23 protein-coding genes are annotated in these 24338 nt (G+C 66.6%); 18 read left to right on the forward strand and 5 right to left on the reverse strand.

Features of this window, described 5'->3' with window-relative positions:
- The first annotated feature begins 105 nt into the window (after positions 1-105).
- The 6 genes from ACOGW9_RS03575 (at position 106) to ACOGW9_RS03600 (ending at position 8716) form a co-directional block, all read left to right on the forward strand.
- Positions 106-1776, forward strand: coding sequence for an ABC transporter substrate-binding protein (locus tag ACOGW9_RS03575; protein WP_419908444.1), 1671 nt, complete (start codon positions 106-108; stop codon positions 1774-1776).
- 139 nt (positions 1777-1915) lie between these two features.
- Entirely contained in the window at positions 1916-2860 is a 945-nt protein-coding gene (locus tag ACOGW9_RS03580) for an ABC transporter permease (RefSeq protein ID WP_419908446.1), read from the forward strand.
- Entirely contained in the window at positions 2857-4938 is a 2082-nt protein-coding gene (locus ACOGW9_RS03585; RefSeq protein ID WP_419908448.1) for a dipeptide/oligopeptide/nickel ABC transporter permease/ATP-binding protein, read from the forward strand. The genes ACOGW9_RS03580 and ACOGW9_RS03585 overlap by 4 nt, the downstream gene beginning before the upstream one ends.
- Positions 4935-6011: an ABC transporter ATP-binding protein gene (locus tag ACOGW9_RS03590; RefSeq protein ID WP_419908450.1), complete on the forward strand. Its 1077-nt coding sequence runs from the start codon at positions 4935-4937 to the stop codon at positions 6009-6011. Before ACOGW9_RS03585 ends, ACOGW9_RS03590 begins: the two co-directional genes overlap by 4 nt.
- The gene (locus tag ACOGW9_RS03595; protein ID WP_419908452.1) at positions 6004-7389 is read left to right on the forward strand and encodes an arylsulfatase; all 1386 of its coding nucleotides are present in this window, start codon (positions 6004-6006) and stop codon (positions 7387-7389) included. The genes ACOGW9_RS03590 and ACOGW9_RS03595 overlap by 8 nt, the downstream gene beginning before the upstream one ends.
- Positions 7390-7399: 10 nt before the next feature.
- A complete protein-coding gene (locus ACOGW9_RS03600; RefSeq protein ID WP_419908454.1) occupies positions 7400-8716 on the forward strand; it encodes a CaiB/BaiF CoA transferase family protein in 1317 nt (438 codons plus the stop codon).
- A 23-nt stretch (positions 8717-8739) separates the two neighbouring features.
- Here ACOGW9_RS03600 and ACOGW9_RS03605 read toward each other — a convergent pair whose 3' ends face one another.
- Positions 8740-9135, reverse strand: coding sequence for a nuclear transport factor 2 family protein (locus ACOGW9_RS03605; protein ID WP_419908456.1), 396 nt, complete (start codon positions 9133-9135; stop codon positions 8740-8742).
- A gap of 84 nt (positions 9136-9219) precedes the next feature.
- Between ACOGW9_RS03605 and ACOGW9_RS03610 the strand changes: the two genes are divergently transcribed.
- Complete coding sequence (locus ACOGW9_RS03610) at positions 9220-9609, forward strand: RidA family protein (protein WP_419908458.1); 390 nt, start codon at positions 9220-9222, stop codon at positions 9607-9609.
- A gap of 45 nt (positions 9610-9654) precedes the next feature.
- Here the strand turns inward: ACOGW9_RS03610 and ACOGW9_RS03615 are convergent, their stop codons facing one another.
- Positions 9655-10617: an alpha/beta fold hydrolase gene (locus tag ACOGW9_RS03615; RefSeq protein WP_419908460.1), complete on the reverse strand. Its 963-nt coding sequence runs from the start codon at positions 10615-10617 to the stop codon at positions 9655-9657.
- Positions 10618-10636: 19 nt separating this feature from the next.
- Positions 10637-11269 (reverse strand): GNAT family N-acetyltransferase, encoded by a 633-nt coding sequence (locus ACOGW9_RS03620; RefSeq protein ID WP_419908462.1) that lies wholly within the window; start codon positions 11267-11269, stop codon positions 10637-10639.
- 167 nt (positions 11270-11436) lie between these two features.
- Between ACOGW9_RS03620 and ACOGW9_RS03625 the strand changes: the two genes are divergently transcribed.
- The 3 genes from ACOGW9_RS03625 to ACOGW9_RS03635 all read left to right on the forward strand — a co-directional run bounded on the left by ACOGW9_RS03625 (position 11437) and on the right by ACOGW9_RS03635 (position 13645).
- Entirely contained in the window at positions 11437-12324 is an 888-nt protein-coding gene (locus tag ACOGW9_RS03625; RefSeq protein ID WP_419908464.1) for a phytanoyl-CoA dioxygenase family protein, read from the forward strand.
- 100 nt (positions 12325-12424) lie between these two features.
- A complete protein-coding gene (locus tag ACOGW9_RS03630) occupies positions 12425-12844 on the forward strand; it encodes a nitroreductase family deazaflavin-dependent oxidoreductase (protein WP_419908466.1) in 420 nt (139 codons plus the stop codon).
- A 36-nt stretch (positions 12845-12880) separates the two neighbouring features.
- Positions 12881-13645 (forward strand): class I SAM-dependent methyltransferase, encoded by a 765-nt coding sequence (locus ACOGW9_RS03635; RefSeq protein ID WP_419908468.1) that lies wholly within the window; start codon positions 12881-12883, stop codon positions 13643-13645.
- A gap of 29 nt (positions 13646-13674) precedes the next feature.
- Here the strand turns inward: ACOGW9_RS03635 and ACOGW9_RS03640 are convergent, their stop codons facing one another.
- Positions 13675-14505: an HNH endonuclease gene (locus ACOGW9_RS03640; protein WP_419908470.1), complete on the reverse strand. Its 831-nt coding sequence runs from the start codon at positions 14503-14505 to the stop codon at positions 13675-13677.
- Between the two features lie 254 nt (positions 14506-14759).
- Here ACOGW9_RS03640 and ACOGW9_RS03645 point away from each other — a divergent pair, with 254 nt between their 5' ends.
- Positions 14760-15272 carry an adenine phosphoribosyltransferase gene (locus ACOGW9_RS03645; RefSeq protein WP_419908472.1) on the forward strand — a complete coding sequence of 171 codons (513 nt, stop codon included), beginning with the start codon at positions 14760-14762 and terminating at the stop codon, positions 15270-15272.
- 106 nt (positions 15273-15378) lie between these two features.
- The gene (locus ACOGW9_RS03650) at positions 15379-15804 is read left to right on the forward strand and encodes a PPOX class F420-dependent oxidoreductase (protein ID WP_419908474.1); all 426 of its coding nucleotides are present in this window, start codon (positions 15379-15381) and stop codon (positions 15802-15804) included.
- Between the two features lie 63 nt (positions 15805-15867).
- Here ACOGW9_RS03650 and ACOGW9_RS03655 read toward each other — a convergent pair whose 3' ends face one another.
- Positions 15868-18216 (reverse strand): CotH kinase family protein, encoded by a 2349-nt coding sequence (locus tag ACOGW9_RS03655; protein WP_419908476.1) that lies wholly within the window; start codon positions 18214-18216, stop codon positions 15868-15870.
- A 116-nt stretch (positions 18217-18332) separates the two neighbouring features.
- On the opposite strand from ACOGW9_RS03655, the gene ACOGW9_RS03660 reads away from it, so the two are divergent.
- From ACOGW9_RS03660 to ACOGW9_RS03685, 6 genes are all read left to right on the forward strand, one after another.
- A complete protein-coding gene (locus ACOGW9_RS03660) occupies positions 18333-19910 on the forward strand; it encodes an FAD-dependent monooxygenase (RefSeq protein ID WP_419908478.1) in 1578 nt (525 codons plus the stop codon).
- Between the two features lie 127 nt (positions 19911-20037).
- Positions 20038-20859, forward strand: a complete 822-nt coding sequence (locus ACOGW9_RS03665; RefSeq protein ID WP_419908480.1) for an MBL fold metallo-hydrolase — start codon at positions 20038-20040, stop codon at positions 20857-20859.
- 55 nt (positions 20860-20914) lie between these two features.
- Entirely contained in the window at positions 20915-21454 is a 540-nt protein-coding gene (locus ACOGW9_RS03670; protein ID WP_419908482.1) for a hypothetical protein, read from the forward strand.
- Positions 21451-22359 carry a haloalkane dehalogenase gene (locus tag ACOGW9_RS03675; RefSeq protein ID WP_419908484.1) on the forward strand — a complete coding sequence of 303 codons (909 nt, stop codon included), beginning with the start codon at positions 21451-21453 and terminating at the stop codon, positions 22357-22359. The genes ACOGW9_RS03670 and ACOGW9_RS03675 overlap by 4 nt, the downstream gene beginning before the upstream one ends.
- A 48-nt stretch (positions 22360-22407) precedes the next feature.
- Positions 22408-22824: a DUF1330 domain-containing protein gene (locus ACOGW9_RS03680; protein WP_419908486.1), complete on the forward strand. Its 417-nt coding sequence runs from the start codon at positions 22408-22410 to the stop codon at positions 22822-22824.
- A gap of 62 nt (positions 22825-22886) precedes the next feature.
- Positions 22887-24335: a N,N-dimethylformamidase beta subunit family domain-containing protein gene (locus ACOGW9_RS03685; protein WP_419908488.1), complete on the forward strand. Its 1449-nt coding sequence runs from the start codon at positions 22887-22889 to the stop codon at positions 24333-24335.
- Positions 24336-24338: the final 3 nt, after the last annotated feature.

Below are 24338 nucleotides of genomic sequence, written 5' to 3' on the forward strand. Positions count from 1 at the left end.
TGCTGTCTCACTAACGTGCAGCCAATTGGCTAGCGCCGTGGACTTCAGGGGGCGGCGCCAAAACAATGGGAGGGCAATCTCGTGAGAGGGCCTACACGGCGTGTGATGCGCCTCATGACAGTGCTGCTGGCGTTCGTGCTCGCAGCAAGCGCCTGCGGCGGCAGCGATGCGGACTCCGGGTCCGGAACGGCCTCAGCGACCACCGCGGCGCCGGCGACGACCGCGGCGGCAGATGCCCCGGCCACCACCCAAGCGCAGACGCAGGTGACGATTGCGGCGGTCGAGCAGACGACCACCACCCAAGGCGCAGTGACCACGACTCAAGCACCGCTACCCCCGCCTGAGGGCACGCTGCGCATGGTGGAGTTCTCCCCGGTGACGAGCTTCAACCCCGCTGCCTCGCAGACCGCGCAGAGCGCGTACCACTACCCGGCGTACGACACGCTGATCCGCCAGCGCAATGACTTCAGTCTTGCGCCGTCGCTCGCGACCTCGTGGACGCAGCCGTCGCCGAACGTGTGGCGCTTCACCGTGCGTGACGATGTGGTGTTCCACGATGGTGCAGCATTCAACGCCGATGTCGCCGTGGCCAACATGCACTACCACGCCACCTTCCCGGGCAATCCGAACGCAGCGACGTGGGCGGCATTTGTCGACGCCCGGATGATCGACGACACCACCTTCGAGGTCGAGTTCTCGGTGCCGGCACCGCAGTTCCCGCTGGAGATGTCGATGGTGATGGGCATGATGATCAGCCCCAATGCACTCGACGGCCGTGATCTCACCCGTGACCCACAGGGTTCAGGGCCGTGGATCTGGTCTGACGCCGACAGCCAGGCAGGCGTGACCGAGGTGTACAACCTCAACCCGAACTACTGGAATCCGGCCGACCAGGGCGTCGAGACCGTGACGGTGACTGCCGTGCCCGATAACAACGCACGCCTGAACGCGTTGCTGACCGGCGAGGCAGACATCATGTCCACCACGCGGGACGCGCAGATCGACGCAGGCGTCGAGGCCGGGAACGTGCTGATCTCGGTGCCGAACTTCTTCGCGTACCTCATCATCACCGACCGTGCGGGCGAGTTCGACTCGCCGCTCGCCGACGAGCGGGTGCGGCGGGCGATCCTGCTCTCGCTCGACCGCGACGCGTATGCGAACGCGATGCACTTCGGCAAGGCGGACAGCCTCGGGGGCATCTACCCGCCGGCGTTCAGCCAGTTCAACGTCCCTGAGCTGGACACCAAGTACACCTACGACCCCGAAGAGGCCCGGCGCCTGCTGGCAGAAGCCGGATACCCCGACGGGGTGACCATCCGCATGCCGATCATGCCGGCCATCAATCCGATCGTGGAATTCGTGGTGCAGATGCTGGGAGCGTCAGGCATCAGCATCGAGCTGATCCAGATCAACAACGGGGAGCTGGGCCCCGGCACCGCATCGGCCCAGTGGGGCATCTCGTGGTTCCGCGACCTGCTGGTGCACCCGGCGCGTGACCTGGGCAAGTTCATGGGCGAGGCCGGTCGCTTCAACGCCTTCGGCCTCAGTGACCTCGACGACCTCGAAGACACGCTGGTCGAAGCGCTGAATGCACCGTCGCCCGAGGAGGGCTACGAGCTGTACGCGGCGGTCATGGAGGGTCTCATCGACCGTGGCGTGGTGCTGCCGCTGGCCCACGGTGGCCAGAACGCCCTGTACGCCCCGTACGTGAGCGGGGTCTCGCTGGGCCTGAACATGCAGGCACCGATGCCGTACGGCGTCCGGATCGACGGCTAGGCCCGCACGTCACACGCTCTTGGGCCGTCAAGTAACTTTCGCGGACTTGACGGCCCATCGCAGACGGCACACCGAGGTGGTGGCCGGGCCGCAACGGTCCGGCCGCCACAAGTGCCGTTTCAGAACAGGGGGGTGCTAGGTGCTTCGACTGCTGGTCAGTCGAATCCTCGCGGCCATCCCGCTGATGCTCATGGTGGCCACGCTGGTGTTCTTCCTGGCCCAGCTCAACCCGGTCGACCCGGCGGCCACCATCATGGGCGACGACGCAGATCTGGAGTCGCTGGCCGAAAAGCGCGCCGAGCTCGGTATCGATCGCCCGCTCGTGGTGCAGTACTGGGACTGGCTGAACAGCGCAATAGTCGGAGATCTCGGCACCAACTGGTTCAACGGTGAGGAGATCACCACCGAACTGCGTGACCGCATCCCCGTCACGCTGTCGATGGTGTTCGGCTCGCTGATCGTGGCGCTGGCCATCGGCAGCGCCTTCGGCGTGCTGGCGGCGCTCAAAGCCGGAAGGTGGCCCGATCGCACCATCACCGTCGCTTCGTCGCTGGGGCTCGCGGTGCCCAACTTCTGGATCGGCTTGGTGCTTGCGTACTACATCGGCGTCAAGCTGCAGTGGCTGCCGGCCATCTGGCCCACGACCCGGCCCGAGTCCCTCGCCAGATGGGTCGAAGCCCTGATCTTGCCGTGCGTTGCGCTGGGGATCTCGGCATCGGCGGCCATCGCCCGGCAGGCGCGCTCGTCGATGATCGGGGTGCTCCAGCGTGACTATGTGCGCACGGCGCTGGCCAAAGGACTGCCAGTGCGCCGCGTGGTGTCGCGCCACGCCATTCGCAACGCAGCGATCCCGGTGGTGACGCTGGCGGGCTTTCAGACCTCAGCGCTGATCGGCGGGTCGATCTTCGTCGAGTTCGTGTTCAACGTGCCGGGGCTCGGCCGCTTCGGGGTCGACGCCATACTGCGCCAGAACATGCCCGCACTGCTCGGATTCGTGATGGTCACCGCGGCGGTGGTCGTCATCGTCAACATCGTGCTGGATCTCAGCTACGCCTGGCTGAACCCGAAGGTGAGGCCGGAGTGAGCGACGCACTGGCCGAACTGGGCGGTTCCGCCGACGCAGGCGAGCTCGCGAGCCCCGCGCCCATGCCCCAGGAGTCGGCGGCGGGCGCCACCCGGAGCCGCTTCTGGGCGCGCTTGCTGCGCAACAAGGTGGCAATGGCGGGGGCGATCTACCTGGTCATCGTGGTGATAGCGGCGATCTTCGCCCCCCTGCTGACCTCGCACGACGAGACGTTCGCCACCCGCTTCCAGGACATCCTGTTCAGCCCGGGCGAGGCGGGCTACGCGCTCGGCACCGACCACGTTGGGCGGGACATCCTGACGCGCATCTTCTTCGGGGCGCGGTACGCCCTGATCGCAGGGGCCGAAGCGGTGCTGGTGGCGCTGGTCATCGGTGTTCCGTTCGGGCTGGCCATCGGCTACTTCCGCGGCTGGGCTGACCGGATCGGGATGCGGTTCGTCGAGATCGTCGTGGCCGTGCCTGCCGTGGTGATGGCGATGGCCATCATCACTGGCCTCGGCACGGGGCTCACCAACGCCATGCTGGCGATCGGCTTGGTGTTCTCGATGATCATCACCCGCTTGGTGCGGGCAGAGGTCTTCGCGGCCCGCGAGGAGTTCTACGTGGACGGCGCCCGGGCTGCGGGGGCGTCGGACCGGCGTGTCATGTGGCGGCACATCCTGCCCAATGTCGCGCCCCCGCTCATCGTGCAAACCACGCTGCTATTCGCTCAGGCGGTGCTGGCCGAGGCAGCTCTCAGCTTCTTGGGCATAGGCGCCGATGCCAGCCAGGCGAGCTGGGGCCGGATGCTGCGCGATGCAGAGCTCAGCATCGATCGCACGATCTGGCCGGCCATTCCGCCGGGGATCGCCATCTTCCTCACGGTGGTGGCGTTCAACGTCTTCGGCGACGGGTTGCGCGACGCGTTCGCCCGAGAGGCCCGCGGCGGGCGCGTCGGCGTCGGCGATGTCGTGCCCAAAGAGCGCAGCGCGGCGGCGGCGCCCCCATGGCCGCCCGGCAGCGACGACCCCTTGCTGAGCCTGCGAGGGCTTGACATCGTCTTCCCCAAGCCCGGCGAGGGCACCGACATGACCGTCGTCCGGGATGTCAACCTCGACATCGGCCGAGGCGAGGTGATGGCGCTCGTCGGCGAGTCGGGTTCTGGCAAGACCATCACGGGGCTGTCGCTGATGGGACTCGTGCCCGACCCGGGCCAGGCCAGCGCGGAGTCGATCGTGCTGGACGGCCGGGAGCTGGTCGGCATGGACTTCAACGAGCTGCGATGGATTCGCGGCCGCGAGATCGGCATCATCTTCCAGGAACCCTCAGCGGCGCTGAACCCCGCGTACACCGTGGGCCGCCAAGTTGGGGAACCGCTGCGCGTCCACCTGGGCATGTCCAAGCGCGAAGCCCGCGAGCGGGCGATCGAGCTCTTCGCCGAAGTCGGCATACCCGACCCGCACAAGCGCATCGACGCATTCCCGCACCAGTTCTCCGGCGGCATGGCGCAGCGGGTCATGATCGCGATGGCGCTCTCATGCGAGCCGAAACTGCTGATCGCTGACGAGCCCACGACGGCACTGGATGTGACCGTGCAGGGCCAGATGCTCGATCTCGTGGGGGATCTGGCCCGCTCGCGTGGCGTGTCGGTGCTGCTGATCACCCACGACCTGGGCGTCGTGGCTGATCTGGCGGACCGGGTGGCTGTCATGTATGCGGGCGAGATCGTCGAGACCGGCCGCTTGACAGATGTGTTTGCGACGCCTCGCCACCCCTACACCGAAGGCCTCATCGCGGCAATCCCGCGAAACGAGCAGCGCTCGGGTGACTTGCCCACGATTCCGGGCGTGGTGCCCCCACCGTGGGAATGGCCTGACCGGTGCCACTTTGCCGACCGCTGTCCCTATGAGGCGATCGAATGCCGGCGCGGCCCGGTGGAGCTGCGGCAATTGGGCGCATCTCTCACCCGTTGCGAACGCAGCCACGAGCTTGAATTGAGAGGCGTGCAGCACGCATCAGTGGTGGCCATCGCGGGATGGGAACAACCAGCCGGCGAGCCGATGCCCGGCCCGCCAGCCGGCGGGGGAGAGCCGGCGTGAGCGAGCCGTTGCTGCACATCGACGACGTGACGATCGTCTTCCCCGGTGGGCGAGGAGCGCTGCCGTGGCAGAAGCTGCCCGACGTCCGGGCGGTGCAGCATGTGTCGTTGCAGGTCGATGCCGGCGACACGCTGGGGCTCGTCGGGGAGTCGGGGTCGGGCAAGACCACGCTCGGCCGAGCCGTGCTGCGCTTCCTGCGCCCCGAGAGCGGATCGATCCGGCTCGGCGACTTCGACGTCACCGGGTTCGGCCGCCAAGTGCCCACCGAGTACCGCAAGACAGTGCAGGTGGTGTTCCAGGACCCGGTCGGCTCGTTGAACCCCTCGATGGTGGTCGGCGCCATCATCGCCGAGCCCTTGCGCATCCACTTCGGCATGGACTCGGGCGCGGCGCGAGAGCGGGCCGGTGAGCTGCTCGAACAGGTCGGGCTGCAGCGTCATCACCTCGATCGCTACCCCCATGAATTCTCCGGCGGCCAGCGGCAGCGCATCGCCGTGGCACGAGCGTTGGCAACCGAGCCCGATCTGCTGGTGCTGGACGAGCCCGTCTCGGCGTTGGATGTCTCCACCCAGAGCCAGGTCATCAACCTGCTCGAGCGCCTGCAGCGCGAGACAGGTGCGGCCTACCTGCTGATTGCCCACGACCTGGCCGTGGTGCGCCATACCTGCCACCGCATCGCGGTCATGTACCACAGCCGCATCGTCGAACTCGGCAACTCCGACGACATCTGCGAGCGCCCGACGCATCCGTACACCGAGCTGCTGCTGGCGTCGATTCCCGATCCCGACCCTGCGGTGCAGCACGTCAAGTCACAGCGCCGGCGCGAGCTGGCTCAGGGCGTGGCGGGGGCCAGCGGTCGAGCCCCGACCGACAGCTGCCCGTTTGCCGAGCGGTGCCCGCATGTGATGGACGCGTGCCGGGAGTCGTTCCCCGAGCCGGTCCCCACTGCCACAGGTGGGACGGTGTGGTGCCACCTGCACACCAGCGGGCCGATGCTCGGCGGTCAACCGGTGAGCGAACTCGCAGAGCGGACCTCTTCGGCCCAGGCCTCGCCACCAGCGGCTGATGGCTGAGCGACCAGGCGCCGAGCCGGGCAGTCCGGACGCCGGCCGTCCGAACATCTTGTTCGTATTCGTCGACAATCTCGGCTACGGCGAGCTGGGCTGCTACGGCGGCGGCGAAGTGCGGGGCGTGCCGACGCCGAACATCGACCGTCTGGCAGCCGAAGGCATGCGCCTCACCAACATGAACATGGAGGCGCAGTGCACGCCGTCGCGTTCGGCGGTGATGACGGGCCGGCTCCCGATCCGCTCCGGGACCGTCCGCATCCCGTTACCAGGCCGGCCCAGCGGCTTGACCCGCTGGGAGGTCACCTTGGCAGAACTGCTGTCCTCGCAGGGCTACCGCTGCGGTCACTACGGGAAGTGGCATCTGGGCGACAGTCCGGGACGCCAGCCGCACGAGCGGGGCTTCGACGAGTGGTGGGGCCTGACCGAGACTCACGACTCCTCGCTGTGGTCCACCGAGGCGGGTTACGACCCCGCGGTCGTGCCTCCCGAGCAGCTGTTAGAAGGTCGCCGAGGCGAGCCGAGCGCACCAGTGGGCGACTACGACGTCGCCCAGCGAGCGTTGTTCGACGCCGAGGCGTTCGGGCGCGGCGAGGACTTCATGCGTCGCTGTGTCTCGGAGGGGCAGCCGTTCTTCCTGTACCTGCCGCTGGCGTTCCCGCATTTCCCGACGCTGCCGCATCCCGACTACGCCGGTGTCACCGGCCTGGGGGAGTTCACCGATGCGTTCCGCGAGACCGACGATCGGGTCGGCCGCCTGGTCGGGGTGCTCGACGAGCTGGACATTGCCGGCGACACCTTGGTGATCTTCACGAGCGACAACGGCGCCGAGGACGTGCTGCCGTGGCGGGGCTGGACCGGGCCGTGGGGAGGCTCGTACTTCACCGCCATGGAGGGAAGCCTGCGAGTGCCGTTCATCGCTCGCTGGCCAGGTCGGATTCCCGCAGGACGGTCGAGCAACGAGCTGGCGCACGCTACCGACATCTTCACCACGCTCGCGCGGTCGGCCGGTGCCGAGATCCCGGCCGACCGACCCATCGACGGCATCGACTTGATGCCGATGCTGGAGGGCGCGTCGGACAGCTCCGGACGTGAATCGGTTCTGTGCTTCGTGGCAGATCGCCTGCACGCCGTGAAGTGGCGCAACTGGAAGCTCCACTTCATCTGGCAGGAGTACATGGGCGACCCGCCGATCGAGCTCAGTATCCCGCGTGCGTTCAATCTCTACGACGACCCGCGGGAACGCCACGATGTGTTCCTGCCGTCTAACACGTGGGTCCAGCGGCCGGTGATGGCCGCCGTGGCGGAATTCTGGGACAGCGTGGCCGCCCATCCGCTGATCCCGGTGGGTGCCGAGGATCCGTACGTGCCGCCTGCTGTGTGAAGGACACGAGATGAGCGAGCAGTCGAACACGGTCGACGCGCCGGCGGGCCACGGATCGACGCAGGGCATCCTGGCCGGCATCAAAGTGGTGGAGTTCGCGCAGAACGCAGCGATCCCGCACTGCGGCCGTCTGCTGGCCGGCATGGGCGCCGACGTCGTCAAAGTGGAACCGCCCGGCGGCGATGCGATGCGATCGCTGGCCTCGCTGGCGCCCATGGAGGCGAAGGCCTACGCGCTGATCAATCCCGGCAAGCGGGCGATGGTGCTGGACCTGCGCCATCGTGGTGCAGCCGAGGTTGTCGACGCGCTCTTCGGGTGGGCTGATGTGGCGCTCGTCGCCTTCAAGCAAGGCGACCTCGTGCGATACGGCATCGACGCCGATCACGCGCTCGACGTCAACCCGCGTCTGGTGTACCTCGCACACACTGCCTTCGGGCCCGAGGGCGCGGATGCCCACCTCGGCGGCTATGACGTGCTGGTGCAGGCCCGCAGCGGTGCCGGCTTCATCATGAACCGGGCCGAGCACGGCGTGCCGATGAGCACGCGACCGGCAGTGAACGACTTCGGCACGGGGATGATCTCGGCGCTCGGCGTAGTCGCGGCGCTGCGGCACCGGGACCTGACCGGCAAGGGCCAGCGTGTCGACAGCTCGCTGCTGGGCACGGCGATGTCGCTGGCCACGCCGATGATCGGCGGGTTCGAGAATGACGAGGAGGTGCTCGCCGAACTGAAGCAGGATCTCGCTGCGGCTCGTTCTGCGGGCATGGACTTCGTCGATCAGCGGCGCATGTACGAACAGCGGATCATTCCTGGCGCGGGCGCGTTTCGGATCTACTTCCGGACCTATATGACCGCCGACGGCATGATCAGCGTGGCAGGCCTGAGCCCGGCGCTGCGCCAGAAGTTCCACGAGGTCACCGGCCTGCCCGAAGTGGACTTGCGGGCGCCGCACACGGATGAGCTCGACGAGATCGTGGCGGAAGCGGAGCGCTTGTTCAGGACGCGGACGACTGCGGAGTGGCTTGAGGCGCTGCGGGAAGTCGACTTCCCCTGCGGTCCGTACCACCTGCCCTATGAGGCACTGGAAGATGATCAGATCCGGGCGAACGACTACGTGGTCGACCTCAAGCACCCGGCGTTCGGGCGCTACACGACGTCGGGGATGCCGTTGCGCTTCAGCGAGGCCGGCAACCCAGTGCTGGGCGCATCCCCGCAGTACGGCGAGCACACCCGCGAGATGCTCGCCGAGCTCGGCCTCGATCCTGGCAGTATCGAACGCTTAGTCGCTGAATCTGTTGTTGCCGACGGCCCACTGCCGCCGGGCTGAGCAGGGCTGCGGGGGCTCCCGAGTCAGTGCGCGGGGCCGGGTCCCTCGATCTTCCAGTAGGTGCGCTTGGCTGCGACCCGGCCGTCTCGCAGCGGGTAGAGGTCTACGGCGTGGGAGCAGAACCTCTCGCCCCGTGAGTCGGTGCCGGACACGACGAACGTCTGAATGATGAGGTCATCGCCGGCCATGCGCTCGTCGACATCGTCGTAGCGGACATCGGACCATTTGAGCTTGCGTCGACTGAACTCCGCTGCCATCTCGTCGGGACCCCGAAGCACCCGGCCAGCAGGCTCGTCCGGCGATGCCCCGGCGTGCAGCTCCCACACGAAGTCGTCTGTGACGGTGTTGGCCAGCGCGCCGGCGTCGCAGCGGAACATCGCCCGCTTGAAGTCCTGGAACACCGGCGGGATCTCACTCACTGTGGTGATCTTGTCATCTTCGGGCGTCTCGATATCGGCCTCGGCGCATCGGTCCTGTCCGCGGCGCAGGATTAGTCTCCGGCCATGGCAGGCAAGGTCATCCGTTCAGAAGCGCTCATCGAGGCACATCCGGTTCCCGAGCTGATCCGTTCCGGGGCGTTCGCTCCGGCGGTGAGGGCCGGACCGTCGGTCTATGTCTCGGGCTGCATCGCGAACGATCTCACCAAGGACATGGGCGGGCAAACCGAGGAGATCTTCGAGTACATCCAGCTTGCGCTCGCCGAAGAGGGCTTCGAGATGTCCGATGTGGTCAAGCTGCAGGCGTTCATCACCGATATCGACCAGTACGGCTCCTACAGCGCCGCCCGCAAGAAGTACTTCCCGGGCGAACCGCCCGCGAGCACGACGGTCATTGCCGGCATCATCATCCCCGGCGCCCTCATCGAGATCGAAGCCGTCGCCTACAAGGAGTAACCGCCGCCGGACTCCTCGGCCAGCGTCGCCGGATATGCCGCGAGTTCAGGCGCGGGCGCGTCGCAGGATGTGCTCGACGATCTCGGGGCCGTGGGTGAACTGCAGGAAGTGGCCAGCGTCGGGCAGTACGTCGATCGGCGCGTTCATCCGACCGGCCCAGGCGCGGCCCCATTCCTCGCTGAAACCTATGTCCTCGGCGCCCCAGATGAAGTGGGCGGCCTTGTCCCAGTCCAGCAGCACCCGGTAATGCAGGGCCTGCCCAGCGCCGTTCCCGCTGTCGTAGTTGCCGACGGGGATGGACAGCGGGAACCAGCGGGCGCCGTTGAAGCCGTCTTCGGGCAGGCCCCGGAACGGTGCGGAGAACCCCGCATACCGCAGGGCTGCGTCGCCCTCGAGCTCCGGTTCGACTCCCGACTTGATCGCGGGCACCACGTCGCGCGAGCGGACCATGCGTCCCGCCAGCAGCGGCATGATTCCGATGCTCGGCTGCGGGTGCGCATACCGGCCGCCGGGCTTCCAGGCGTCGATCCACTGCAGGAAGCTCTCGTCGTAGTCGAATTCCGGGTGGTGGAGCCAGGTGTTCATGATGACGAGCCGGCTAAAGCGGTCGGGCATCATCGCCGCTTGTGCCAAGCCAATTGGTCCGCCCCAGTCCTGGCAGACCAACGACACGTCGGTCAGGTCGAGTCCGTTGACCAGCGAGGTCAGCACTTCGGTGTGGCGGGCAATCGAGTACCAATTCGGATCGGTCGGCTTGTCGCTTCGGCCGAAGCCGAAATGGTCGGGGGCGATGCAGCGGTATCCGGCGTCGACGAGGCCCGGGATCATGGTGCGATACAGGTAGGCCCAGGTCGCCATGCCGTGCAGCAGCAGCATGACTGGTCCGTCGGCGGGCCCCTCGTCGATGTAGTGGACACGCAGGTCCTTCCACTGGTGGTAGCGGGGCTCGTAGTCCCAGTCGGTTAGCGCGTCGAAGTGCGCATCGTCGGTGCGAACGAAGTCGGTCATCGGTATCTGCCTTCCCGGTTCAGCGGAGGTCGAGCGACATGCGCTGTTCCATCGGCACGCCGTGGCTGTGGGGGATGGGCGCGACGGTCTGGGCCAGCACTTCGAAGCCGAATGCCTCGTAGAACTTGACGGCGGGGTTGTCCGACAGCACGTCGAGATGGACGACCCGATAGCCCTCGTCCGCGGCCCGATCGATGGCGTCCTTCATGAGCGCGGCGCCGATGCCCTGGCCGTGCAGTTCGGGCCGTACCGACAGCGCATGGACATAGTACGCGCTGGCCGGGATGGCGGCGTTGAGGTAACTGGCCAGGTAGGAGCGCCGGGCGATCTCGCCAAGCTGCTCCTCGGTGACAGCACCGTCCTCGATGATCGACTGCCAGAGCGGTCGAAGTGTCTTCTTGCGGCGATCGAACTCGGGGCCGGCATAGCCGATCTCGATGCCCAGCAGATTGTCGCCGTCCATCGCGACCGTGGTCTCGTCGTAGCCGCACAGCGTGCCCTCGGCGAGCCACGAGTCGCCGATCAGCCGGTCGAACGCCGCTCGGCCGACGAATTGGTAGTCGTAGGTGGGCGGTCCGCTGTTGTACACCAGCTCGACCACGTCGCCGGTGAACTGTGCTGCCCGGTCTCGATCCACGGTGACGAGTTCCATCAGTGCCCCCTGGACTGTGCATCTCTGCTGATGCCTCGACAGTGGACGCTAGCCCTGCGGCGAAGCCCGGCCCGAAAGAGCGCCGCGGTCTCGCTGATTTGCGGGTCGGGGAGTAGTTTCTGGGCAGACGGCCCGACGGGCGGGCCTGGATGCCGAGACGTGCCGCCATGAGCAAGACCGCTGTTCGTTCGTTGCAGAGGATTCCGGCTTCGGCGGGGCTCGAGCCAGTTCTCGAGGCGATGCGGGAGGACGGCGGGGTCATCGTCGAGGGGATGTTCGGGGCCGAGACAATTGCTCAGATACGTGCCGCCGCGGATGAATTCGCGCAGGGCATCCAGCCGGGCGGCGCCACCCAGGGTCTTGGCGATGACGGGAAGCGCTTCGTTGGCGCCAACACGATCCGCTTCTCGAGCCTGGCCCGGCTGACTCCGGCATTCTTCGACGTCCTCGACAACGAGCTGTACGCGCAAATCGCCGATGCCGTGCTGCTGCCAATCTGCGGGTCGTACTGGCTGAACACGGCTCAGGTGATGTACATCGGGCCGGGCGAAACGGCGCAGATGCTGCACCGCGACGCAAACAACTGGTGGGCGTTCGTGAAGGCCACGTGGCCCGACTCGCCTGAGGTCACCGTCAGCGCCATGATCGGGCTGGAGGAAGTCACCGAGGAGTTGGGTGCGACCCGCGTGGTGCCGGGCAGTCACCGCCAGAGCGAGCTGGCTCGCTACGAAGAGCGTGAATCGGTGCCGGCAGAGCTCGGGCCTGGCGACGCGCTCGTGTATTCGGGCTACGTACTGCACGGGGGTGGCGCCAACCAGACAGCCGACCAGTGGCGCCGGGCATTCCACGTCAGCTTCGTCGCCGGCTGGCTGACGCCCGAAGAGGCAAGCCCGATGGATTTCAGCCTGGGAGAGCTCGCTGGCCAGAGCGAGCGAGTACAACGTCTGCTCGGCCACAGTTCCTATGACCCCCGCCCGTATAACGGGGGCGGGCTGTGGCTACGCCATGCCCGCGAGATGCAGGACGTGATCGCCTCAAACGGCGACGCTGGTTGAGACCGCTTCACTCGACACAACCCGGATTGATCGGCAGTCGCGGCGGTAGCGTTCGCGCCCGGCGCTGCGGCGCAGCTCACCCGACAGGCAGGAGCCTTTGATGGACTTTCTGAAGATGAACGAACCCGTGATCAAGGAGTTCCGAGAGAACGAGGGCAATTGCAGCGGCTGGCTCAAGGGTGCGCCGATGATCCTCGTGACGATGACCGGGGCCAAGACCGGCCGCGAGCTGTGCTCGCCGCTCGTGTACTCCACTGACGGCGACGACATCGTGATCATCGCCTCCAAGGGCGGCGCCCCGACAAACCCGAACTGGTACTACAACTTGGTCGCGAACCCAACCGTCACCGTCGAGGTGGGCACCGACACCTGGGAGGCCACGGCACACCTCACCGAGGGCGACGAGCGCAAGCGGCTGTTCGACGCCCAAGCCGCGCTGATGCCGCAATTCGCCGACTACGAGAAGAGCGCCACCGAGCACGGCCGCGAGATCCCGGTCTTCCGCTTGGTCCGCAACTGATCCGCGATTGCGGCAGGGCCATCGGCCCCAATCGCCGTGACTGACCGCACGCAGGCGTTCAACGGGCTCGCGGGCAACTACAGCAAGGCTCGGCCCCAATTTCCCGAACAGTTGTGTGCCACCTTGCGAGGCAAGCTCGACGGCCGACCGCTACCACGTGTGGCGGTGGATGCCGGCTCAGGTACGGGCATCGCGACGCGGCAGCTCGCGCTCGTCCTGCCCGAGTGGCGCGTCGTCGGGCTTGAACCGGGGAATGCCATGCGTGCGCAGGCCGTCGGCGACAGCCAGGGCACAGCCATCGAGTTCAGCGTCGGCACTGCCGAAGACATGCCCCTCGAGACTGCTTCAGCGGGTCTCGTGATCGCAGCGCAAGCCCTGCACTGGTTCGATCACTCCCAGTTCTACGCCGAGGCCCAAAGGGTGCTGGCGCCGGGCGGACTCATCGGGATTCTCCAGAACAACCGTGTGTTGGAACAACTCCCGCTCTTTGAGGACTACGAGTCGTTCCTTGAGGAGCACAGTCCGGGCTACACGCGTGATTACCGCGACTTTGACGTCGCCGGTGAGCTGTCCTCAGCGGGGTTCAGCCAGGTGTCGAAGTTGTCTACGGGTTGGACACGGCCCGTAACCCACGATCTGTTCATCGAACTAGCCCTGTCCTCGTCCAAGATGCACGCTGCCGTCAAGCAGCTCGGCGAGGAAGACACGACGCGACGCCTGCGATCAATGCTCAGGCGCCACCACCCCTCAGGCCAACTGAAGATTCCCTACATCTCCGAGCTCTTCACCGGCCAGCGCTAGCTGGGTGCCCGCCGCTCGTCGCTGCCAAGTCAGCCGGCCTGAACGAACTCCTCGTATCGCTCCTCCAGCAGTTCAGGATTCGGTCGCAGCGCCCGGCGGCGAGGCACCTCGATCCTCTGACGATGCAGGCCCTGAAGAGCGTGTTTCAGGGTCGGACCATCTTCCTCGGTGAGGACATCGGCTCGAACCTCGATTTCATAGGTCGGTCGGATGCCCATGAATCGATTGTCGAAGGCGGCGTGGTGGATCTTGCACATGGCGATGCCATTCGGGACGACCGGTTCGCCGCCCTTGGCGTCACTACGAATGTGCGCAGCGTCTAGCAGCTCGCGGTGTCGTAGCCGACAGAGGGCGCAACGGTTTTCGTAGGCGGAAAGCACCTGCTGGCGGAATACGGGTTGGTGTAACCGCTCACGTACGACGCGGTCCGCGTACTCACGACGCAGCTCGATCACGTGCGCGTCATTCGTTCGGTCCCACGCGTCGCGCTGCCTCTCGTCGAAAGCGACGACGAACTGATGGTCGGCGGGCTCCTCGTCGACGAACCACACGGGTGCAACGGGCAAGTACAAACCTGTGGCGATTCCTTGAAACCAGATCAGCGGCAGATTGGCTCGCATGGCACGTCGCAATGCGACGTTTTCTGCATGGTTGGCATCGGTGCCTCGCCACTTGTAGCGCAAATAGCCGTCCGGACCTCGTTCGTCGTCGTACGGTCTCCGGTTTGGGTCCGCCGAGAAGACTGTCCGAATACTGAGCGCCGCATCGAGTTGCCTTGGCTTGCGAATTCCTCGCTGAGGGTCCATCAGAGCGATTCGCTGGCCGTCGATTCGGAACCCGGCGACGTCCTCTCGCCTCACAGGCCCACCGGTTCGTTCTTGAACAACACGTAGGAACGCGAGGGCAGACGCCCGGATTCTCTCGTCGAACTCGGCGCTAGCTGCCACTGGACTCCAGTACAGACACTCGTGCCGAATGTAGTTCTGGCGGACTACGTGACCATGAATCGTTAAGCGGCACACAAGTCGAGAGATGTCAGACCTACGTGAGGCGCGCCGACAACTGAACCAGAATTCAGGACGATGGAATCATCGAGAGCGATTGGGGCACGGCCGTGTGGCGGTCTTTGATATGGGATGTTCCGGGATTTCCTCGGGTGGGGATTGTGTTCAAGGACATCACGCCTTTGCTGGGGGATCCGGACGGCTTGGCAGCGTGTGTGGCTGAGCTGGTGGAGCCGTTCGAGGACCAGGGTGTTGAGCTTGTGGCTGCACCGGAGGCCCGGGGGTTCGTCATCGGCGGGATGGCAGCGGACCGGCTGGATGCCGGGTTTGTGCCGCTGCGCAAGCCGGGGAAGCTGCCACGGCCGACGCTGGGTGCCGACTACGAACTGGAGTACGGCGCAGAGCGCCTGGAAGTGCACACCGATGCCATTGCGGCTGGGGCACGCGTGCTGATCGTGGACGACGTGCTGGCCACCGGCGGGACTGCCGCTGCGTCGGCTCAGCTCGTCATGCAGGGCGGGGGTGAACTTGTCGGTTTCTCGTTCATCGTCGAGCTCGCTTTCCTCGACGGCCGTCGCCGGCTGGGCGATGCACGCATTGAGTCAGCGCTCGTCGTCGAGTAGTTGAAGGGATCACCCAGAGATTCCTTTGCAAGCAGGCGCGGGGTAATCGCTCACGCGCTTACGGTGAGCGTCGGCACGCTGGCCAGATCGCGAAGCGAGGGATCCCATGACGACGCCGACTCCGAAGGTCATGAGCGCAGAAGCCCAGAACCTCGTGCGAAGGCCGAACTTTGCACATCTCGCAACTGTCCGTGCCAACGGGTCGCCCAAGCTCGATCCGGTATGGATCGACCTTGTCGACCCTTCCACGGTGATCATCGCCACAGGTAGGGACTCGCTCAAAACGCAGAACGTGTTGCGGGACCCACGCGTCGCTATCTCCATCGTCGACATCGACAATCCATACGAGGAGCTGCAGATGCGTGGCACCTGCGTGGTCGAGCCCGACGCCGACATGGTCGCCCTGGACGCGCTGAGTCACAAGTACACGGGCAAGCCGTTCCCGGAACGTGGCGACTCCGGCGTCGTGCTGCGCATCACGATCACCCAGTACCTGTACCAAGATCTGCCCTTCGAGCACACGCCCGCGTAGGCGAAGTCAACCCCAATCGCGGCACGAGTCGCTCTGCACTGGTGTCAGCAGGGTGCCGGCGCGTCACGGCCGGTTGGCGGCACCTGGGGTGGGGGAGTCGACCGTCTCGAACTGGCCGGTGACATCGGGCACGCGGGCGTAGCTCTGGTCTTCGCCCGCCTGGCCGTCGGCCCAGTCGACGCTGGCGACGAGCGTGCCGTCCAACAGCCAGATGCCCAGTTCCTCGTCGCTCCCGAGCGCGAAGCCGGGCCAGCCGTCCTTGTCGAGGCTGAACTGCATGTATGCGCCCGGCTGGATGACGGTGCCGTCTGGGAAGGGCACTCGCTTGCCGACATCTGTGAGATCGTCGGCCATCTCGAAGCCATCGAGCGCTAGCGGCACTCGCGAAGCGTTGTGCAGCTCAAACCAGTCGAGCGGATCGCCCTTGGCCGCCACCTCATTGATGACCAAACCGACATCAAGCGGCGCGTCCGAGCTGTCGGCGGCCTGTGCGTTTGCGTTCGTGTCGCTGCTGCCAGAGGACGCTGGAGACCAGCCGTAGGTGCCCGAGAAGGTGCCGGCGATGGCTGCGCCGGGCGTCGTCCCGCCGCTTGACAGCTCCAGCGCACCCTCGGTGAAGGGCGAGAAACTCTCCGGCAGCGACGCTCCTGGCGGTATCGACCAGATTCCTCCGGCGATGGCGTCCACGCCGATGACCAGCGTCCTGCCCGCCGCGAGCTCGCGGGGGTCGACCACCAGCGACATTCCATTGACCGAGCCGTCGGGATCGAGCCCGGCGACGACGATGGACGCGGGCACCTCGACATCCGGAAGAAGGAAGCTCTCCTCGGGGCTGGCATTGCCGGCAAACACTCCGATGCGTTCGATCGATTCGGGGGCGCCGTTCAGCAACAGGCTGTGGACCGTCCCCTGCCCGAGCGGGTTGGGGCTGGAGCTGCTTCCCCACGTCGTCTCGAAGGCGATCTCGAGGGTTCCCGACCCGGCGGAGGGCGGCGCAGACACTTCGGGCTGGGGCCACTCGGGCGGCTGCGGCGAGAGGTCCGCAAGGATCTCATTCCTGCGCTTGCCGATGAACGTCCGCACTCGTTCGGTGTCAGCGTCGGCCGCCCTGGCCTCGGCGGGAAGAGCGTGTTGCTGCACGATGGCAGCCATGGCGTCGACCGCAGCCAGCAGCGCGGCCTCGTCCCAGGCGTCGTCCAGGATCTGCTTCAGCCGGGATACGTATTTCGCCCGCCAATCGGGGTGGTTGTACAGGCGGTTGGGAATTGCAGTGAGCGCCAGCACCGACGGCGGCGGGTCGGAGATGTTGTCGAAGGGATTGGGGTCGTCGGACAGGTGGAACGTGCCGTCGGTGCCCCACGGCAGGAACACGAATCGGCCGCCAGGCACCCGGTAGAACCAGTAGTTGTTCCGGTCGCCGGCGTAGCCATCCCAGTGCCCCACCAGCACTTCCGTCGCCCAGAACGAGAGGAACCGGTCGAGATCCACGATCGACTCCAGCGCCGCCAAGCCGGCATCGGATGGGTCGCTCAAGGCGGACACCACGGCGTCGATGTCGGACCAGTCATCGGCATCCTCGTTGGTCTTCTTCTCGAAGGTGCCGCGGAACTCCAGCGTGAAGTCGCTGACCGTGCCTTCGTACAGGTTGCCGTCTGCGTTCCCGAAATGGTGTGACAGGAACGGAGCCTTGAACTCCTCCACGTGCACGTACAGCCCCAGATCGGTGCCGTTCACCGACACGGTGGCGAAGTTGCAGCGCGGCGCGGGATTGCCGGCCGCAGCGAACACCCGGTACGACATGCAGGTGTTGATCATCGAGGGGTCCTGGACGCTGTTGTTCAGCGTCATCCGGTTCATGTCTCCCGGAAGGGACTGGCCGTCGATGTACTTGTCGAACCGGAGCTTCAGGGACGGCTTCGTGGAGCTCTGCGAGCCGACGAAACCCTTCTTGCGCACGCCGACGTCGGCGTGCGTCTGACCGTCGACGGTCACCGTGGCACTGAACCAGGTGTAGATGCTGGCAAAGGGCCGTGAGAGACCGTATTCCTCGATCTCCGCGAACACATCCGCGAGCGTGCGCGTTTGGTGGCGCAGCGTGTCCCAGTCCTCGACGTCGATGTCGATGCTGATGTCGAGCACGCGATCAAGGTCGAAATAGGCATCGCGCGGATCGGTCTCGACGTCATCTTGGGACGCTGAGCCGGGAGCCGTGGCAACGGGGGCTGCGTCGGCAGCAAGAGTCGTGGCCGCGGTCGTCGTGGTTGCCGCTGTTGTGGTGGACGGGGCCGTGTTGGCCGTGGGCGCTGCGGCCGGGAGCGCGCCGTCGTCGGCAGCATCTGTGCAGCCGGCTGCAACGAGTGCCAGGGCGACCAGCGCGACGGCGAAGCGGCACTGGCGGCGAGGTTGTCGCATGCGGCCTGCCTTCACGTGCAGCGAGGACGTGAGCGGACCATACCGGCAGGCCTCATCGGCGATCGTGCTGTGCGCGGCAGCTTCGCCGGTGGTGCAGGCCGTTTAGGGTTGCGGCCGTGCCAGAAACGGACCCAGGCCGGCACCATTACGACGCGGTCGTGGTCGGCGGGGGACCGGTCGGATGCATCGCCAGCCTGCACTTGGCCCGCTCCGGCATGCAGGTGGCGCTGATCGAGGAGTACGAGCACCCCTACCCGTATCCGCGAGCGGTCATGTTCGATGCCTACTCGTGCGCCATCCTCGCCGAGGTTCTGGGCGACGACTTCGGCCGCATCTCGCTGAAGCGCACTCCGCGAGCTGGCTACTACCTCGACAAGGACAACCTCGACGAGCCCTTTGCCCAGACTGCCCTCGAGGTCGGCGACACCCGCAACTGGTTCGTGCAACCCCAAGTCGAGGGCATCCTGCGCGACGTCATCAGCCAGGCCGGCAACATCGACACGTTCTACGGCTGGAGCGCCCGCAAGCTCTACACCGAGGGCGAGTCGCAGCTCACCATCGAGCAGCTGTCCACCAGGACGATGCGCGACCTGAGCTCGACGTACCTCCTCGGGTGCGACGGCGCCAACAGCTTCGTGCGCAAGCAGGCCGGCGGCAGCCTGACCCAGCTCGGCGACAACGTCCTGTTCCTGGTGGTCGACGCCATCGCAACGCCCGAGCATCGTGTCGGCGACGACGGCTGCGCCTACCAGATCGTCGACCAGCAGCGCCCGACCACCTACCTGCCCATGGGCGTGGAGAACTACGTGCGGTGGGAGTTCCGGATCAACCCCGGCGATGACATCCTCGAGATCCAGTCGCCCGAACGGATCCGCGAGCTGATCGCCCCATTCTCCGACCCTGACCACACCGAGCTGCTCCGCCACACGATCTACAAGTTCAACTCGCTCATCGCCGATCGGTGGCGCTTCGGCAACGTCTTCCTCTGCGGCGACGCAGCCCACCAGACCTCGCCCTTCCTGGGGCAAGGGCTCAACATGGGCATCCGCAACACCCGCAACCTGTGCCAGAAAATCGAACTGGTGGCCACAGGACAAGCCCCGAGTTCGCTGCTCGATCGCTACCAAGCCGAGTGCTTCGAGGACACCAAGGGCACGATCAAAGAAGCGCTCAAGATGGGCAAGCTGCTGTTCAACACCTCGCCGCCGGCCAACGCCCTGCGGGGGACCATCAGCAGCCTGCGGCGCGGCAAGCCCATCGACATCACGGCCCAGATAGCGCCGACCGCCCGCGCCCTCGACCTGGCCGACGACGTGCCGTCGAGCCTGCGCAAGCTGCTGCCAAGAGTGCGTGTCGAGCCGGTCGACGGCGATGCGACCTTCCTCACGCTGCTGCATCCTGAACGGGCCAAGATCATCGCGGACGGACCCATCGCGGCCGGAGCGTTCGACAGCCTCGACGCTCTGCCCGCATCCATCCGACCCGACCTGTACGCCGCCGTCGACGGCCCGCAGACACAAACCATCGGCCGAGCTCTCGTGCTCCCCGAGAGTCGTCAACGCTCGGCGCTCTTCGGTGATGCGTCCTACGTCGCCATGCTCGAGAACAGCGTTCTGCTGGGACGGTTCGCCGCCGGCGACGAGCTCGCTGTGTGCGATGCCTACCGCGCAGCCTTCCAGCTCACGACGGTGTGAGCGCCGGGGCTGCACCCGCCCCAGCGTGGTCCCTTAGATATTGTCATAGAAACTGGCAAAAGACTGCTAGGGTGCCCGCCGATTCGCCAAGGTTTGGTTGGACCGGAAGGGCCGTCAGGGGAACGTCATGGACATCGTGCTGACCGGGACCGGTTCCCCGCTGCCTGACGCCAACCGGGCGGGACCGTCCACGCTGGTCAAAGCTGGCGACACGCACATCCTCGTCGATGCCGGCCGCGGCGTCGTCATGCGCATGGCCGGCGGCGGCTCGCTGCCGGTCTTCCTGAGCGCCGTGCTGATCACCCACCTCCACAGCGACCACGTGTGCGCGCTGAACGACGTGATCACCACCCACTGGATCATGTGTCAGGGCAACGCGACGCTGCAGGTGTACGGGCCGCCGGGCACGGCGCAGTTCGTCGAACGGCAGCTCGGCGCGCTCGAAGCAGACATCGGCTACCGCATTGCGCACCACGACATGCTCGTCAACGAACCGCAGGTCTCCGTGACCGAGCTCGAGCCGGGCGAGACGTTCGAGGTCAACGACGTGAGCGTCAGCACAGCGGCAACCGAGCATGCGCCTGTCCGGCCCACGCTTGGCTATCGCCTCACCCACGAAGGGGTGACCGCCGCAATCGTCGGGGACACCATCCCCTGCGATGGCGTCGACCAGCTCGCCGCCGGTGCCGATGCCTACGTGCAGACCGTCATCCGCAAGGACCTCGTCGGGCTGAGCCCCAACCCGATGGCCCAGGACATCCTCGACTACCACTCCGATGTCGTCGAAGCGGCACAGACCGCAGCCAGGGTCGGCGTCAAGCGGCTGGTGCTGACCCACATGGTTCCCGCGCCTACCCCCGAGCAGTACCCCGAATGGGTCGAGCTGGCAGCAGCACACTTCGACGGCGAGGTTGTCATCGGCGACGACCTCACGACCGTCGTACTCTGAGCCGCTCGCAGATGGCTCTCTTGTGCCCGCCGAATCGCCCGCGACTGGAGCGCCGATGACCCTGACCGCAGATTCGATTCCCGTCGCGTACACACCGGCGGGCGGCTGGACGCAGTGGCCGTCGCCGGTACTGGCTGGCTGCACCCAGCCGCCCTGCGACGGCGCGCCCGACATGCGGGGCTTCTGGCAGATCGTCGAGGTGACTCAAGACGGCGTGGCGCAGCCTGGCCATCCCGCGCTGGGCCGCATGCAGCGCATCGAGCAGGCCGACGACCGGGTGGTGGTGACCGGGGCGGGCATCATTCACGACATGCGCTGCGACGGGACGCTGGAGAACGGCGTGCATGACGTCGCCGAATTCGACAAGACGGTCGAGATCCACGTCATCGCCAGCTTCGAGGACGGCGTGCACGTGCTGCGCCCGCACGGTCTCGATGTGGGCACCGGCCCGATCGAGGTTCGCCGCTGGCGCGACGGCGAGCACTTGATGTGGGACTACATCGGATTCACGGCCCGCCTGCGCCGGCTCGCACCACCCGACGCCGACCCAGAACTCGTCTTCGCCAGTATCGAATCACAGGAGCAAGCACCATGAAGACCCTTCGCACACCCGACGAACGCTTTGCCGATCTGGCCGGGTACGACTTCGAGCCGCACTATGTCGAGATTCCCGACGGCGAGGGAGGCACGTTGCGAGTGCACTATCTCGACGAGGGACCATCAGACGCTGACCCGGTGCTGCTGCTGCACGGCGAGCCATCGTGGGCCTACCTGTACCGCCACATGATCCGGCCCATCGCCGAGGCTGGCAACCGGGTGATCGTGCCCGACCAAGTGGGGTTCGGGCGCAGCGACAAGCCCACCGAGCAGTCCGACTACAGCTACGCCCGCCACGTGGCGTGGATGTCGAGCCTGGTCTTCGACGTGCTCGACCTGCGCAACGTCACCTTCTTCGGCCAAGACTGGGGCGGACTGATCGGCCTGCGGCTCGTGACCGCTCAGCCCGACCGGTTCGCCCGGGTGGCAGTCGCCAACACCGGCCTGCCTACTGGCGATCGTTCGCCCAGCGACGCCTTCATGAACTGGCAGACGTTCGCCCGGGAGTCGCCGGTCTTCCCGATCGGCGACATCGTGAACGGCGGCAGCCTCACCGACTTCGCGCCTGAGGTCATCGCCGCCTACGACGCACCGTTCCCCGACGATTCCTACAAGGCCGGAGCCCGTGCCTGGCCATCGCACGTCTGCACCTCGCCTGACGATCCCGAGGCGCAGCCGAACCGCGAGGCTTGGGAGGTGCTGCAGCAGTTCGACAAGCCGTTCCTGTGCTGCTTCAGCGACCAGGACCCGGTGACCGCTGGTGCAGACAAGCCGTTCCGCACTCTCGTGCCTGGCGCGCAGGGCCAGGCTCATGTCACCATCGAGGGCGCATCGCACTTCCTGCAGGAAGACAAGGGGCCAGAGCTGGCGCAGGTGCTGGTCGACTTCATCGCTGCCAACTGAGCGAACGCGAGAACGCATCCGACCGACCAACCGACAGAGGGAACCACGATGGACGTCACGAACGAGGTCATGCCGACCAGCGCCGAACGCATCAATGAGATGCTCGAACCCGGTCCCGACGGCCCGATCTACATGGTCAACCTGCTCAAGTTCAAGGAGCACGCCGAGTACGAGGACGGGCGAGAGACGGATCTCACGGGCCGGCAGGCGTACGGGATCTACGGGCGCGGCGTCAGCGAGCTGCTGCCGGAATACGGCGGCAAGATCATCTTCGTCGGCGATGTGACGTTTCTCATGCTCGGGCAAGTGGAAGAGCTCTGGGACGAGGTCGCCATTGCGCAGTACCCCAATCGCGGTGCGCTCGTGGCGATGTCGTCGTCGGAAGACTGGCAGGCACTCGCCGTGCACCGCACCGCCGGCCTCGCCGGCCAGCTCAACATCGAGACCATCGCCCCCAGCCGTTAGCCAGGTTCCCGCCACGGCTGCATCGTCAGCAGTCAGCCGTTGGGCACCGCTACGGTCGCCGCATGATCGCGGGGTACTGCTGGCCGCAGAGCGGGGTGGCGGGGGACACCATCGACTTGATGGTCAGCGCCTCGGGCGGATCCTGCCGGGTGGAGGTGCTGCGCATCGGTGCTGCCGAGCAGCTTGTCGAGACTTGGGACCTGGCGGTCAGCGAGCAGCCGGTGCCCGACGACTGCGCCACCGAGGGCTGCGGCTGGACCCCCTCGCTCTCGCTCGGCATCGACTCGGCGTGGCCGCCCGGTTTCTATCTCGTGCGCCTGCATGGCACCGACGGCGAGGTCGCTGAGGCGTTCTTCGTGGTGCGAGCTGCCGAGCCCACCGAGACGCTGCTGGTGCTGTCCACCTCGACATGGGCTGCCTACAACGACTGGGGCGGGCCCAGCTTCTACACCGGCGGCCACGAGTCGTCGCAGCACCGGCCGCTGCCACGGGGATTCCTGGACAAGCCCGACCCGCACCGCTACCGCGTCGCCCGCTTCGGCCAGCTGCCACGGGCAGAGGTCGACGAGTACTTCGACAACTACTCGTACTGGTCGGCCGCGGCGGGCTGGGCGAACTGGGAGCGGCTGTTCGTCGCCTGGGCCGAACGCAACGGGGTGAGCCTCGACTACGCCACCAGTCTCGATTTGCACTCCCGGCCCGATCTGCTCGACGGGCGCCGGCTGTACATCAGCGTCGGCCATGACGAGTACTGGTCGGCCGAGATGCGCAACCACGTCGAGGGCTGGGTCGACGGCGGTGGCGCGGCTGCGTTCTTCTCGGGCAACACGTCGTTCTGGCAGGTGCGATTCGGCGGCGACGACCGTGTGATCGGCTACAAACTGGACTTCGACCTCGACCCGGTGATGGGAACCGAGGCGCAGCACACCGTGTCCACCATGTGGAGCGACCCGCTCACCGGCCGGCCCGAGAACGAGATGACCGGCGTCTCGTTCACCCGCGGTGGCTACGCCCACTGCCGCCGTGCCCCGAAGGGATCCGGCGGGTACACGATCTGGCGGCCGGGCCACTGGGCGTTCGGCGGCTTACGGCTGATCACGGGCGACGTGGTGGGCGGCGAGCCGGTCGTGGTGGGCTACGAGTGCGACGGCTGCGAACTCGAGCTGGTGGACGGGCTGCCGGTGGCCAAGCCCACCGGCGGCACGCCGCCCAACTTCGAAGTGCTCGGCACAGCGCCGGCACACCTGTGGGAGACCGCCGAAGCGCCGCCGGGAATGCCCGACAGCTACATCGGCGAGCTCAACTGGGTGACTGAGCGCCTCGGGGGCGGTGACACGCCCGAGAATCGGGAGCGCTTCGCGCACGGCGCGGCAGTGATGGGCTGGTTCGAACGGGGCAGCGGCGAGGTGTTCACCACCGGCTGCACCGACTGGGCCTACGGCCTCGAACACGACGACGTGTCGGCGGTGACCCGCAACGTCATCGGCCGTTACGTCGATCTGCGAATCTAGGCC

It is taken from the genome of Candidatus Poriferisodalis sp. (assembly GCF_965203655.1).
GTDB lineage: Bacteria > Actinomycetota > Acidimicrobiia > Acidimicrobiales > Poriferisodalaceae > Poriferisodalis.